Annotated in this window: 12 protein-coding genes and 1 pseudogene; 6 read left to right on the top strand and 7 right to left on the bottom strand. The window is 68.6% G+C overall.

Features of this window, described 5'->3' with window-relative positions; all coding sequences use genetic code 11:
- Nucleotides 1-2: 2 nt before the first annotated feature.
- Genes M2437_RS15775 through M2437_RS15790 form a run of 4 tightly spaced genes read right to left on the bottom strand, consistent with a single transcriptional unit; the run spans nucleotide 3 to nucleotide 4,584 of the window.
- Complete coding sequence (locus M2437_RS15775; RefSeq protein ID WP_253388002.1) at nucleotides 3-884, bottom strand: branched-chain amino acid ABC transporter permease; 882 nt, start codon at nucleotides 882-884, stop codon at nucleotides 3-5.
- A gap of 10 nt (nucleotides 885-894) precedes the next feature.
- Nucleotides 895-1,665: an ABC transporter ATP-binding protein gene (locus tag M2437_RS15780; protein ID WP_253388003.1), complete on the bottom strand. Its 771-nt coding sequence runs from the start codon at nucleotides 1,663-1,665 to the stop codon at nucleotides 895-897.
- A 5-nt stretch (nucleotides 1,666-1,670) separates the two neighbouring features.
- Nucleotides 1,671-3,074 (bottom strand): LLM class flavin-dependent oxidoreductase, encoded by a 1,404-nt coding sequence (locus M2437_RS15785; protein ID WP_253388004.1) that lies wholly within the window; start codon nucleotides 3,072-3,074, stop codon nucleotides 1,671-1,673.
- 55 nt (nucleotides 3,075-3,129) lie between these two features.
- Nucleotides 3,130-4,584, bottom strand: a complete 1,455-nt coding sequence (locus M2437_RS15790; RefSeq protein WP_253388005.1) for a carbohydrate porin — start codon at nucleotides 4,582-4,584, stop codon at nucleotides 3,130-3,132.
- Between the two features lie 670 nt (nucleotides 4,585-5,254).
- On the opposite strand from M2437_RS15790, the gene M2437_RS15795 reads away from it, so the two are divergent.
- The 5 genes and pseudogenes from M2437_RS15795 (at nucleotide 5,255) to M2437_RS15815 (ending at nucleotide 9,780) form a co-directional block, all read left to right on the top strand.
- Nucleotides 5,255-6,025 (top strand): ABC transporter ATP-binding protein, encoded by a 771-nt coding sequence (locus tag M2437_RS15795; protein WP_253388006.1) that lies wholly within the window; start codon nucleotides 5,255-5,257, stop codon nucleotides 6,023-6,025.
- A gap of 22 nt (nucleotides 6,026-6,047) precedes the next feature.
- Nucleotides 6,048-7,276: pseudogene (locus tag M2437_RS15800) on the top strand (ABC transporter substrate-binding protein).
- Nucleotides 7,273-8,130 carry an ABC transporter permease gene (locus M2437_RS15805; RefSeq protein WP_238507667.1) on the top strand — a complete coding sequence of 286 codons (858 nt, stop codon included), beginning with the start codon at nucleotides 7,273-7,275 and terminating at the stop codon, nucleotides 8,128-8,130. Before M2437_RS15800 ends, M2437_RS15805 begins: the two are co-directional and overlap by 4 nt.
- Nucleotides 8,131-8,140: 10 nt before the next feature.
- Nucleotides 8,141-8,698 (top strand): OsmC family protein, encoded by a 558-nt coding sequence (locus M2437_RS15810; protein WP_253388008.1) that lies wholly within the window; start codon nucleotides 8,141-8,143, stop codon nucleotides 8,696-8,698.
- Between the two features lie 5 nt (nucleotides 8,699-8,703).
- Complete coding sequence (locus tag M2437_RS15815; RefSeq protein WP_253388009.1) at nucleotides 8,704-9,780, top strand: acyl-CoA dehydrogenase family protein; 1,077 nt, start codon at nucleotides 8,704-8,706, stop codon at nucleotides 9,778-9,780.
- A 100-nt stretch (nucleotides 9,781-9,880) separates the two neighbouring features.
- Here M2437_RS15815 and M2437_RS15820 read toward each other — a convergent pair whose 3' ends face one another.
- Together M2437_RS15820 and M2437_RS15825 are read right to left on the bottom strand one after the other, a co-directional pair.
- Nucleotides 9,881-10,303 (bottom strand): phospholipase A2 family protein, encoded by a 423-nt coding sequence (locus M2437_RS15820; RefSeq protein WP_253388010.1) that lies wholly within the window; start codon nucleotides 10,301-10,303, stop codon nucleotides 9,881-9,883.
- 129 nt (nucleotides 10,304-10,432) lie between these two features.
- Nucleotides 10,433-10,696 (bottom strand): hypothetical protein, encoded by a 264-nt coding sequence (locus tag M2437_RS15825; RefSeq protein ID WP_015951812.1) that lies wholly within the window; start codon nucleotides 10,694-10,696, stop codon nucleotides 10,433-10,435.
- 319 nt (nucleotides 10,697-11,015) lie between these two features.
- Between M2437_RS15825 and M2437_RS15830 the strand changes: the two genes are divergently transcribed.
- Nucleotides 11,016-11,294 carry a hypothetical protein gene (locus M2437_RS15830; RefSeq protein ID WP_003601348.1) on the top strand — a complete coding sequence of 93 codons (279 nt, stop codon included), beginning with the start codon at nucleotides 11,016-11,018 and terminating at the stop codon, nucleotides 11,292-11,294.
- Nucleotides 11,295-11,476: 182 nt separating this feature from the next.
- On the opposite strand, the gene M2437_RS15835 is transcribed toward M2437_RS15830, so the two are convergent.
- Entirely contained in the window at nucleotides 11,477-12,226 is a 750-nt protein-coding gene (locus M2437_RS15835) for a Crp/Fnr family transcriptional regulator (protein WP_253388011.1), read from the bottom strand.
- Nucleotides 12,227-12,509 lie beyond the last annotated feature (283 nt).

The raw sequence follows: 12,509 nt of genomic DNA on the forward strand, positions 1-12,509 counted from the left end.
GGTCAGACTCTCTCGATGGCGCGTTCGCCGAACAGTCCGGCCGGGCGCACCAGCAGGAAGGCGACGGCGAGCCCGTAGGCGAACCAGGTGGAGACGGAGCCGCCGAGCAGCGGCCCGAGATAGATCTCGGCGAGCGCGTCGGCTGCGCCGACGATGAGGCCGCCGACGACGGCGCCGGTGATCGAGGTGAAGCCGCCGATGATGAGCACCGGGAGCGCCTTCAGCACCACGAAGGTGAGGGAGAACTGCACCCCCTGGCGCGCGCCCCAGAGCAGGCCCGCCACCAGCGCCACGAAACCCGCCACCGCCCAGACCGTGGCCCAGAGCACGGGCAGCCGGATGCCGATGGAGAGCGCCGCCTGCGGATCGTCGGCCACCGCCCGCAGCGAGACGCCGACGCGGGTGCGCTCGAAGAACAGCCACAGGGCGATCACCAGGGCGCCGGCGCTCGCCGCCGCCACGAGATCGAACGAGCTGAGCTGGATCGGGCCGATCGCCACCGGCAGGTCGCTGATGCCGAGGTCGAGTTCGTGGACGCTGGCGCCCATCACGAACTGCGAGCCGCCCTCGATGATGTAGGACAGGCCGAGCGTCGCCATGAACAGCGTGATCTGCGAGCGGTTCACGAGGGGCCGCAGCACGATCCGCTCGACGGCGACCGCCAGCGTCACCATGATCGCCAGCGTGATCAGGCCGGCGAGCCAGAACGGCACGTCGCGCTCGGTGAGCGTCACGAAGGTGAGCGCGGCGTAGAGCACCATCGCCCCTTGCGCGAAGTTGAACACGCCGGACGCCTTGTAGATCAGCACGAAGCCGATCGCGACGAGGGCATACATCACGCCGGAGAGCAGACCGCCCGCGAGCGTTTCCAGGAAGAAGCTCATGGATCGGCCCTCAATGCGGCTTGCCGAGATAGGCCGCGATCACGGCCGGGTCGTTGCGGATCGCCTCGGGCGGCCCGTCGCCGACCTTGCGGCCGTAATCGAGCACCACGACGTGGTCGGACAGGCTCATGACGACGCCGATATCGTGCTCGATCAGCACGATGGTGGTGCCGAACTCATCGCGCGCCGCCGCGATGAAGCGGGCCATGGCGCGCTTCTCCTCGCCGTTCATGCCGGCCATCGGCTCGTCGAGGAGCAGCAGCGTGGGCCGCGCCACCAGGGCGCGGGCGAGATCGACCCGCTTCTGGATGCCGTAGGGGAGCGTCGCGACGATGCGGTCGCGGTAGCCGGTCAGTTCGAGGAAACTCAGCGTCTCCTCCGCGGCTGCCCGGAAGCGGCGCGTCTCGGCGGCGTCGCGGGGGAGCCCCAGCGCGTGCTCGATCAGGGTGGTGCGGCTGTGGCGGGCGAGCCCGGCCAGCACGTTGTCGAGAACGCTGAGGCCCGAGAACAGGGCGGCGTGCTGGAAGGTGCGCCCGATGCCGCGCCGCGCCGCAGCGCCCGGCCGGATCGAGCGCAGGCGCTTCCCCTCGAAGGCGACGTGGCCGGCATCGGCCCGGTAGACGCCGTTGAGGATGTTAAGCGCCGAGGACTTACCGGCCCCGTTCGGGCCGATGAGGGCGCAGATCTCGCCGCGCTCGACCGAGAAGCTCAAAGCATTGATCGCCTTGAGGCCCTTGAACGAGAGCGAGACGTTGGAGAGTTCGAGGATCGGATCGGCCATCGCTCTCACTCCGCCGCTTCGAGGCGGTTGGCCTCGCGGGCCTTCACCGCCTCGATGTCGCGGTAGCCGTGGGCCGGGTGCGTCTCCGGCAGGAGCGGTCCGCGCCCGAACAGCTTTTCGCGCAAGGTTCCGGGGCGGTAGCTCTTGGGGTAGACGCCGCGCCGCTGAAGTTCGGGCACCAGCAGGTTGACCGTGTCCTCGAAGGTCTCCGGCGTCACCGCGTAGGCGAGGTTGAAGCCGTCGACATCGGTCTCCTCGACCCATTCCTGGAGGATATCGGCGACGGTGGCGGCCGAACCGACGAAGACCGGCCCGATCCCGCCGATGCCGCCCCAGCGGGCGAGTTCGGCGATCGACCACGGCTTCTCGGCCGAGGAGAAGCTCTCGACCATCGAGACGATGGCGTTGGTCTCGACCTTCTTCACCAGGTCGGTCGGCGCGTACTGGCCGAAATCGATCCCGCTCCAGCCCGACATGAAGACCAGCGCGCCGTCATACGAGTAATAGGACTGGTATTCCTCGAACTTCTTCTGCGCGGCCTCGTCGGTCTCGGCGACTATGACGGTGGTGAGGTTGTAGATCAGCACGTCGCGGGCCGAGCGGCCGGCGGCGACGGCCTTGGCCCGCACATCGGCGACATAGGCTTTGAGCATGGATTTCAGCGGCGCGCCGACGAAGACGCACTCGGCATGGCCCGCGGCGAACGCCTTGCCGGGGCCGGAGGCGCCGGCCTGATAGAGCACCGGCGTGCGCTGGAGCGAGGGCTCGCAGAGATGGTAGCCCGGCACGGTGAAGTGCCGGCCGCGATGGTCGATCTCGTGCACCTTGGACGGATCGGTGAAGATCCGCCGCTCGCGGTCGCGCAGGACCGCGCCCGCTTCCCAACTGCCCTCGAACAGCTTGTAGAGCACCTCGACGTATTCGGCGGCGACCTCGTAGCGGTTGTCGTGGCGCGCGAGCCCCGACTGGCCGACGTTCTTGGCGCCGCTCTCCAGATACGAGGTGACGATGTTCCAGCCGACGCGGCCCTTGGTGTGGTGATCGGCGGTCGAGAGGCGGCGGGCGAAGGTGTAGGGGTGCTCGAACGAGGTCGAGGCGGTGATGCCGATGCCAAGATGCTCGGTGGCGAGCGCGATGGGCGCGGCGAGTTGGAGCGGATCGTTGACCGGGATCTGCGCCGCCTGCTGCAAGGCGTGCCAGTTCGAGCCCTTGTAGACATCGTAGTAGCCGACGACGTCGGCAATGAAGATCCCGTCGAAGATGCCCCGCTCCAGCGTGCGGGCGAGATCCTGCCAGTATTCGAGATCCTTGTACTGCCACGAGCGGTCGCGCGGATGGGCCCACAGGCCCGGCGACTGGTGGCCGACGCAGTTCATGTCGAAGGCGTTGAAGCGGATTTGGCGCGTCATGAGGCTTCGTCCGTTGAAGGGGGCTTCGGGCGGCGCGGCGGGAATGCTCGGGGGCTCAGCCCGGGGCGAGGCCGAGCAACTGGCCGAGCGGCACGATCAGGGTGGCGCCGACGTAGAAGCCGTCCTTGGTGCGGTTGGGCGTGAAGGGGTTCCAGAAGGAATTGCCGTTGACGAGGTACTGGACCACCGGCTCGAAGAAGATGTTCTTGCCGAGCGCCAGATGCGCGTTAGCCTCGAAGACCAGCTTGTCGCGGGAATAGATTTCGCCGCTGCCGCCGGAAATGAAGTTCGCGTCGCCGAGGAACTGCGCGTAGTCGGCGGAGATGCGCTGCCAGTTGACCTTGACGCCGTAGCGGTCGTGCGGCCGGCTCTGGTCGGGCGCCTGGAGGGTGAGGCCGGCGAACGCGTTCCAGCGGATCGGCACCGTCGGGTCGGGGGCGTAGGCGAGGCTGGTATAGGCCTGGAGCGAGGTCGGGTTGAGGTTGCCCGCCTCCGCCCCGCCATCGGCGCGCCAAAACACTTGGCTTCCGGTGAGGATCACGCCGGAGGTGCCGGAGCGTAGCCGCACCGGATCGCCGGGATTGAGCCCCTTCGAGGTGCCGAAGACCGTCCTGAGGTTATCCTCGTGGTCGGCCGTGTTGTAGAAGCCGGTCAGCGCCACGCGGCTCGGATAGGGATCGGTGACGAAGGTCGTGGCGTGGCCGATCTCGGCCAGCGTCACGACACCGTTGAGTGGTTCGTGGCCGAAATCCCAGCCCGAGGTGAAGTTTGCGCGGCCCGTCACCGCGAAGGCGCCGGCCTGGATGTAGTCGTCGGGGAACGTCTTGTAGGCGACGTTGGCGCCCCAGACGCCGTAGAGCGGCGAGGATAGGCCCGCATTGATCTGCAGGATGTCTTGGAAGCAGCTCACGCTCGATTGGCACGGCGGCAGCGCGTAGTAGCGGTTCGGATGGGTACGCCCGACCTCGATGGCGAGGCGGTCGTCGAGCAGCCGCTGCTCGTAGGTGAGGATCGAGAGGCGGGCGAAATCGCGGTTGAAGGTCGGCTGGTAGCCGATCGTGGTGTCGCCGATATCGGCGCCCATGTTGCGGTTGTTCCAGCGTAGGCCGAAGAAGGTCTGAGTAATGTGGAACCAGCCGCCGGGGACACCCGCCAGTTTGTCCAGATCCGCATCGAGGCTCAGCAAGTAATAGGCCGAGTTCGAGAGTTGTCCGGGCCGCAGGCCCGCGCTCGGGTTCGAAAAGAAGAAGTCGTAGACGTTGACGTCGAAGCTGAGGCCCGCGAGCGCCAGCGAGGCGGCGTAGGGTGCGAGCGGCCCGTGCCACTTCACCTTGCCGTCCGGCGCGACGCCGATCGCTTCGGGGTTGGTGCGGGGGCCGGCCTCCCCGGTGAAACTCTCGACCGCGCTCGGCGATTGCGCCAGGGCCGGGGTGTCGAGGAGCGGCAGGGCACAGGCGAGGCCGGCGCCGAACAGCAGGAGGCGGGCCGGCGGGGACAGGACGTTGGGCATCGGGCTCGTCTTCAGGCAGTCGCGCACGGGTCATCGGACCGGCGCGGACGCAGGCACGTGAGGCGGATCGGGGGGATGCGTCGGCTCGCTCGATGCGAGACCTCGGCGGAGTGGCCGGTCTGGGAGGATGTCGGTCCGCCCGCTTTGCCGGCGCGTCATCGAGAACCCGACGAAGATCTTCTTGTCTTCGTTTGATGCTCTTCGATTGCGATCTGATATTCCTCAATGGAAACTGGCGCGTCAATGAAAGCGATTGCCCTTTTTCAGCGCGATGCTGGGACAAGATTTTCCTTTTTCGCCGGAAAAGGGAGGTCGGCGTATCGGTGTCGTTGAGGGCACGTGTGGATCGCTGATCGGCGAAGCAAAACGCTTCCACGTTGCAGCGGAGTGCCGAAGGGGACGGGCTCCGGACGAGGTCAGCCCTGACAGACCTCACGGGCCAAGGCTCAACGCGGACGCGCCGTAGGATCGAGCGAGGCACGGACGGCTGACGGGCAAGAATAATCCTCCCACAACAGGCAGCTTCTGGAGATAGATCATGCAAATTCGTGCAAATATTTGAATATTACATTCATTGATCTTGTGCGGGCTGGTCGGTCATCTTGGCCGCCTGCCGCTCTACGACACGGTCGACCTTCAGGGGCGGTCCTGTCCGATTTGTTCAGGTTCGATGTCGCGTTCCGTTCCCCGCCTCGCCCTCGCGGCCGTCGCCTATCGCTACGGCCCGAGCCCGGTGCTCGACCGCATCGATCTCGAAGTCGCGGCGGGCGAGCGCATCGGCATCCTCGGCCGCTCCGGCGTCGGGAAATCGACCCTCTTGCAGATCATGGCCGGGCTCGTCGCGCCCTCCGCCGGCAGCGTGCGGCTCGATGGCATTCCCTCGCGCGGGCCGGTGCCGGGCTGCACGGTGATGTTTCAGCGCCCTGCCCTGCTGCCTTGGGCGAGCGTGCTCGACAACGTGCTGCTGCCCGCCCGTCTCTCGGGGCGTCTCGGTCGCGACCGCGCAGCCCGCGAGGCGGAGGCGCGCCGCCTCCTCGACGATCTCGGCCTCCGCGAGCGCGTGGGCGCCAAGCCGCACCAGCTCTCGGGTGGTCAGCAGCAGCGGGTGGCGCTTGCCCGGGCGCTGGCGAGCGAACCCTCGATCCTGCTTCTCGACGAACCGTTCTCGGCGCTCGACCCGGAGATGCGCGCGAGCCTGCGCGCCGACGTGCTGCGGCTCGCCCAGGCCCGCGACCTGACGCTGATCGTCGTCACCCACGACCTTGCCGACGTCGCTGCCCTGGCGGCCCGCGCCGTGGTGCTCGACGGGCGCCCGGCCCGCATCGCCGCCGACTTTTTCCTCGGCGACGACGCGGAGACGGAGCTGCGCCGCCGTCTCGGTTCCGTGGCCCGCGACTCCGTTGCCCGCGACGCGTCCGGCATCACCGGCCGCGCCGCCTGATCCTTCCTCTCCGAGACCGCAGATGACCGCCCCCGACGACCTCTCCGCCCTCTGGACGCACGAATGGGCCCGCGCCGACTGGACGCGGCGCAACACCCTCGACGCGCTCGCCCGCGGCGGCCTCGCCGCCCTGCTCGGCGGGGGCGGGCTCGCCCTGTCGGGCCACGCGGTCCATGCCGCCGAGGACGACACCGTGCGCATCGGCTACCTGCCGATCACCGACGCAACCGCGCTGCTGGTGGCCCATGCCAAGGGCTATTTCGAGGAGGCGCGGGCCTGAAGGTCGCCGAGCCGATTCCGGTGCGCTCGTGGTCGGCGCTGGTGGAGGGATTCGCCGCGGGCAAGTTCAACCTCGCCCACCTGCTCAAGCCCATCCCGGTCTGGATGCGCTACAACAACAAGTTCCCGGTCAAGATCCTGGCCTGGGCCCATACCAACGGCTCGGGCATCGTCGTCGGCGGCAAAAGCGGGATCGAGGACTTCAAGGGACTGGCGGGCAAGCGCGTCGCGGTGCCGTACTGGTACTCGATGCACAACGTCGTGCTGCAATACGCGCTTCGCGAATCCGGCGTCACGCCGGTGATCCGCGGGGATGCCGGGCCGAACGAGTGCGCGCTTCAGATCCTGGCGCCGCCCGAGATGCCGGCAGCGCTCGCGGCGGGCAAGATCGACGGCTACATCGTCGCCGAGCCGTTCAATGCGCTCGGCGAGATCAAGGCCGGCGCACGGATGCTGCGCTTCACCGGCGACATCTGGAAGAACCATCCCTGCTGCGTCGTGGTCGCGCATGAGAGCCAGATCGCGGCCAAGCCCGAATGGGCCGGTAAGGCGGTCGATGCCATCGTGCGGGCGCAGGCCTATTGCGTGAAGAACCGCGAGGAGGTCGCCCGGCTGATCTCGAAGGAGGGCCGCGGCTACCTGCCGATGCCCGCCGACGTCGTCATCAAGGCGACCACCGATTACGGCCCGGCCTATGAGGCGAGCGGCGCGATCCGCCACCGCGACTGGGCAGCGCAACGCATCGACTTCCAGCCCTGGCCCTACCCCTCCGCCACGAAGCTGATCGTCGAGGCGATGGGCAACACCGTGGTCGAGGGCGATGCCGGCTTCCTCAAAGGGCTCGATCCGGATTTCGTCGCGCGCGATCTCGTCGACGACCGCTTCGTGCGGGCCTCGCTCAAGCGCTATCCCGAATGGCCGGGGGCGGCGGATGACGCCGCGCTCACCCGCCAGGAGACCTTGAGCCTGTGAGCGGGGGCGTGATCGAGGCGGCGCTCGCCGTCGAGCGCGAGGTCGCGGCCCCGGTGCCGCGCCGGGCCGGAATCGGTGCCCGGTTCGGTGCCTCTGCCCTCGACCGGCTGGCCCCGCTCCTCGGCCTTGCGGGGCTGCTCGCCCTGTGGTTCGCGGGCGGGCTGGTTCTGGAGAGCGTGCCGGCCTACGCCGCCTTTGCCGGTTTCGCGCCGGCGCCTGCGCTGGCCTCGTTCATCGAACTCCTGACCTCCGGCGAGGCGTGGCGTGCCGCGGCGCCGAGTCTGGCCCGGATCGGCCAGGGCCTCGCCGTCGCCTTCGGGCTCGGTGCGCCGCTCGGGCTGCTGATCGGCTCGGTCCCGCTCGCCGAGCGCATCCTGCAGCCGCCGTTCCAGCTCCTGCGGATGATCTCGCCGCTGGCCTGGATGCCGGTGGCGGTGCTCGCCTTTCCGAGTTGGGACGGGGCCATCGTCTTCCTGATCGCCGCCGCTGCGATCTGGCCGATCCTGTTCGCCACCGCCGCCGGAGTGAAGCGGGTCGATCCGGTCTGGCTCGCCATGGCGCGCAATCTCGGCGCCGGCCGGCTTGCGGCTCTGCGCGCCGTCATCGTCCCGGCGGTGCTGCAGGACATCCTCACCGGCCTGCGGCTCGCGCTGGGTGTTGCCTGGATCGTGCTGGTCCCGGCCGAGTATCTCGGGGTCACGAGCGGGCTCGGCTACGCCATCAACGACGCCCGCGACACCCTCTCCTACGACCGGCTCGCCGCCCTCGTCCTGCTGATCGGAGGGATCGGCTACGCCCTCGACACCGGTCTCGGGCGGCTGGCCGCCCGCGCCCGCTGGATTCCCGCAACGTGAGGAAACAACAATGACCGCGACCGCCACGAAAGAAATCGTCCAGACCTTCGAGAAGGTGTTCGAGCCGATCGACCGCGACAAGCTGCACGCCCTCTCCGAGAAGGGCCGGGCCGATCCGAGCGTGGTGAAGACCGTGCGCGCCCGCACCGTCGCCGAGGGCCGCCGCTTCCGCCATCTCAACTACATCCGCAGCCTCGACCCCCACATCGTCGACGAGCCACCGGCCCTGCTCGGCGACGACACCGCGCCGAACCCGACCGAGGCCCTGCTCGCCGCGCTCGGCACCTGCGTCGCGGTCGGCCTCCAGGCCAACGCGATCGCCCGCGGCTGGACCGTGAAGGGCATCGAGGTCGAGTCGGAGGGCGACATCAACATCACCTCGGTCTGGGGCACCGGCGACCTGTCGGAGAAGCCGGTCGGGCTCACCGCCGTGCGGCTCAAGGTGCATCTCGACGTCGAGGGCGCGACTGCTGCTGAACTCGACGAACTCGTGGCCCATGCCGGGCAGTGGTCGCCGGTGCTCAACACCGTCAAGAACCCCGTCTCCGTCACCCTGGCGCGGGCCTGACGCCGATGGCCGCCAGCGCCCGCATCGCGGAGCCCCCTTCGCTCGACGTCGCCGGGATCGTGCGCGAGACCTTGCGCCCGCGCCTCGGCGCGATCGATGCCGGGGAATATCCCGCCGACATCCTGCGGGCGCTCGGGGCGGCCGGCGCCTATGGGCACCACGCCGACGGCACGGCGGCAGGGCTGCTGGCCGCCATCGACGCGATGACGGAGGCGGGGCAGGCCTGCCTTTCGACCGCCTTCTGCATGTGGTGCCAGGACGCGCTGGTCTGGTACCTCGCCCAGGGCGACGAAGCCGGCCCGCGCTGCCATCTGGCCGCGATCGCCTCGGGCGCGGCGCTCGGCGGCACCGGGCTGTCGAACCCGATGAAGGCGTTCTCCGGCATCGAACCGCTGGCGCTCCAGGGCGAGCGCGCGGGCGACGGCTACCGCGTGCGCGGGCGCCTGCCCTGGGTGTCGAACCTCGGCCCGGGCCAGCGTTTCGCCGGCATTCTCTCGCTGCCCGACGGGCGGCGGGTGATGGGGCTGTTCGAGGCCGGCGCCGATTCTGTCACGATCGCGGCCAATGCCCGTTTCATCGCGCTCGAAGGCACCGGCACCTACACGGTGATGATCCGCGACGCGCTCCTGTCCGACGAAGACGTGATCACGCACGATGCCGCCGCCTTCGTGCCGCGCATCCGCAACGGCTTCGTTCTGCTCCAGACCGGGATGGGGCTCGGGCTCGCCCGCGGGGTTGCGGCGCTGATGCGCGCGGATGCCCGCGGGCGCGCCAATGCGGTGTTCCTGCCGCTTGGGCCGGACGCGATCGAGGCGCGGGCGGATGCTCTGCGCGCGCGCGTCGCCGCCGCGGCACAAGCGCATGCCGAGGCCGACCGCGCGACCTTCCTCGAGACCCTGCGTCTGCGCCTCGACGTGTCGTGGCTGGCCCTGGAAGCGGCGCAAGCCGCCATGCTCCAGGCGGGTGCGCGCGGCTATCTAGAGGGCGCGGAGACGTTCCGGCGCCTGCGTGAGGCGCAGTTCGTGGCGATCGTCACGCCGTCGGTGAAGCACATCACGACGGAGCTCGCGCGGGGCGGCTGAAAACGCATCACGCAACGTCCGCCGTTAAGACCGCTCATCCTGCGGAGTGCGACGGCCAAGCGGACGTTTCGTGAGCGACGAGACGGGAAGCCCGCCAAGCCTATTCCGGGAGCAGGTCCGCGTCAGCCGGGCTCTCGATCTCGACGGCTTCGGGAGCGGCAACGGCGGGAGCGCGCAGGCGGGAGGCTGGGGCGGAGGGCATCATCGCCGCGCCGGAGGCGACCAGCCCGGCCATCATCCGGAGGTCCGGCGGCTGGCGCGGATCGTCGGCCAGGCGCTCGGCATCCACTTGGAGCCGGAGGTTGCAGGCCTTCGGGGCCAGCGCCCCGTCCGGCGTGCACGCGTCGTGGCGGGCGCAGGCCGCGTCCAGCGCATCGACGGGCGCCGCCGGCCCATTGTTGCCGGGCCCGCAGTAATTGCCGTGCAGCAGCATCGGTGAGCCCTCGACCGCAGAAGCGGTCTGGCTGAACGCGGGCACCGTCAGGACGGTGACCAGAAGGAGGGGGAGAAGCGAACGGTTCATCGGGAGCCGTATCTCCTGTCGTGGATCGAAATCAGGCGCGGGAGCGGTCCCGTCGCCGTCCGGTCGTCATGCGCGTATGACGGCCAAGCTGAATGGGGAGAGCGAGTAATCACCGGCGCTCCCCGATCCTCAGCGGAGGCTCGCCGAGCGCCGGCCGGCCGAGGAAGCGGTCCCCTCGTCGAAGGCGGCTCGGCATCCGGGGCTCAGGCTCGCCCGTTGCGCCTTCATGCAACTGACGATGCGGCCGCGATCGGGGATCGATGTCAGGCACAGCCGCATGACATCGTCGCGGCACAGCGCAGCCTGCTCCTCCTCGCCGGCCCGCGCGCTGGCAGTGCCGGCGGCCGAGAAGGCGATCAGAGCCAGCATCGTGCGGGTTCCGATCTTCACCATCGAACGTCTCCTGTCTCATGCGGCCGGGCATCCATGCTCGGCTAAGGTCCGACGGTGAACGTCATAAGCGACGGCTCGTTCCGTGGGCTGGCAAGCCGGCCGGCTCGATGAACGCTTGGCGCCATCTCGCAACTGAGACGACCGAACGGGTTTCCGATGCCCCACGCGCAGCGGTGCTCTGCCCTGATGATGTATGGCAAAGCGCGGCGTCGATCTGGAGTATTTAAGAATAATATAATATTAAAACAACACAGTGAAATACTTCGGAACAACATGCTCTGTGGACGTTTACGACGACATCTCTATCGGGAGGTCATACATGTCGAAACGTCACATCGCTTGCTTCGCGTCGCTTCTGCTGATCGGTGGCCTCGGGGCCGCGTCCGCGCAGGAGACGTCCGGCCAGGGCGCATCCAAGCCGTCGACGCCCGCCGGCACATCCCGAGCCGGGACGGCGGGCGAGATGCAGAAGGGCGACGCGATGAAGGCGGGGGAGATGGGCGGCGGCTCCGGCAATACGGGCGTGCCGGGGGCGTCCCCTGCGGCCGAGGGCAACAAGAACCAGGATTCCCGGACCACGAAGACACGCGACCGCTGACCATCCTCCGTTCCGGCCAAGCCGAGAACCGCTCGCGAGTGTGTTGCAGCCGGGAGCGGTTCTCGGTCTCTATCCGACCCTTGAGCGCATTCCGACGAAGCGGTCACCGGTTCGTCGAAAGAATGCGCGTCACAACAAGAGACCAGAGACGCCGACCTGATGCAATCAGGTCGAATGCGGCCCTAGGCGGCGGTTTGTGCTTCCCAATTCAGGTAATTCGACCGGAACTCGGCCAGTTCGACGAGGCGAGGCAGGTCGCAGAGCGTCACGCGCTTGCCCTTGCGCTCGATCAGCCCTGCACGCTTGAGTTCGCCGAGCGAGCGGTTCACGTGCACGCTGGTCATGCCGGTGGTGTCGGCGAGGTCGATTTGCGTGATCGGCAGGTCGAAGCTGTTGCCGCTCGCAAGCCCCACCGCCCGCAGGCGTACGAGCAATTCGCACAACAGGTGCGCGAGGCGCTCCACGGCCGAGCGGCGGCCGATATTCATCATCCACTCGCGGAGGGTCGCCTCATCGACGAGGGCCACCGTGCGCAGGCCGCGGGCGAGAGCGGGGCGTTGACGCAATTCCCGCCCAGTCTCGGGCCCGATCCGCGCGACGCGGCAGGTGGAGAGCGTGCCGATGGTGTGATCGATCCGGTTCAGGATCGAGGTCTCGAAGTCGCAGATATCCCCCGGGATGAGGTAGGCCGTGATCTGACGTGCCCCGTTCGCCCGCAGCTTGTAGCGGCAGGCGAAGCCTTCCGTGATCGCGATCATGCCCTCGGGCCGGTCACCCTCGGAGATCAGGTCCGTGCCGGCCGGAATCAGCCGTGTCCCCGCTTCGATGATCGCCAGGGCGGCCGCGTCCGCTTCTTCCAGCTTGCTGAATCCCTGCAGCTTGCGCAGCAAGGGGCCGCTCACCGCCGTTCCACTGCCCGCTAAGACCTTCATCCTGCTTGTCCCACCCGCGCGGCGCAGACGAGGAACGGCGCGCCGCGTCGGCGCAGGGGCCGCAGCCGTCGCGAGAAATCAGGGTCCGCCGTGACGAGATCGAGCGCTGCTCGAGCGGGATTCCGATTCATGCTCGTTCTCGAAAAGTGGAGCGCTCGGCAGCCGTAGGGATCATTGGAATTGTTATACTAGTGGGCAGCCGATCGACATGTAAGCCGGGGGGCGCCTTCGGTGCGGTTCCCGACAATGCGGTGTCCGTCGCGAGGCTGTTTCGTAAATGTAA

The sequence above is a fragment of the Methylorubrum pseudosasae genome, assembly GCF_029504475.1.
GTDB lineage: Bacteria > Pseudomonadota > Alphaproteobacteria > Rhizobiales > Beijerinckiaceae > Methylobacterium > Methylobacterium extorquens.

What these genes read in the sequence shown, in the direction of transcription:
- M2437_RS15810 (WP_253388008.1), top strand. Translation starts at nt 8,141, where the DNA reads ATGACCGCGACCGCCACGAAAGAAATCGTCCAGACCTTCGAGAAGGTG.
- M2437_RS15785 (WP_253388004.1), bottom strand. Translation starts at nt 3,074, where the DNA reads ATGACGCGCCAAATCCGCTTCAACGCCTTCGACATGAACTGCGTCGGC.
- M2437_RS15775 (WP_253388002.1), bottom strand. Translation starts at nt 884, where the DNA reads ATGAGCTTCTTCCTGGAAACGCTCGCGGGCGGTCTGCTCTCCGGCGTG.
- M2437_RS15835 (WP_253388011.1), bottom strand. Translation starts at nt 12,226, where the DNA reads ATGAAGGTCTTAGCGGGCAGTGGAACGGCGGTGAGCGGCCCCTTGCTG.
- M2437_RS15825 (WP_015951812.1), bottom strand. Translation starts at nt 10,696, where the DNA reads ATGGTGAAGATCGGAACCCGCACGATGCTGGCTCTGATCGCCTTCTCG.
- M2437_RS15820 (WP_253388010.1), bottom strand. Translation starts at nt 10,303, where the DNA reads ATGAACCGTTCGCTTCTCCCCCTCCTTCTGGTCACCGTCCTGACGGTG.
- M2437_RS15795 (WP_253388006.1), top strand. Translation starts at nt 5,255, where the DNA reads ATGTCGCGTTCCGTTCCCCGCCTCGCCCTCGCGGCCGTCGCCTATCGC.
- M2437_RS15815 (WP_253388009.1), top strand. Translation starts at nt 8,704, where the DNA reads ATGGCCGCCAGCGCCCGCATCGCGGAGCCCCCTTCGCTCGACGTCGCC.
- M2437_RS15780 (WP_253388003.1), bottom strand. Translation starts at nt 1,665, where the DNA reads ATGGCCGATCCGATCCTCGAACTCTCCAACGTCTCGCTCTCGTTCAAG.
- M2437_RS15830 (WP_003601348.1), top strand. Translation starts at nt 11,016, where the DNA reads ATGTCGAAACGTCACATCGCTTGCTTCGCGTCGCTTCTGCTGATCGGT.
- M2437_RS15790 (WP_253388005.1), bottom strand. Translation starts at nt 4,584, where the DNA reads ATGCCCAACGTCCTGTCCCCGCCGGCCCGCCTCCTGCTGTTCGGCGCC.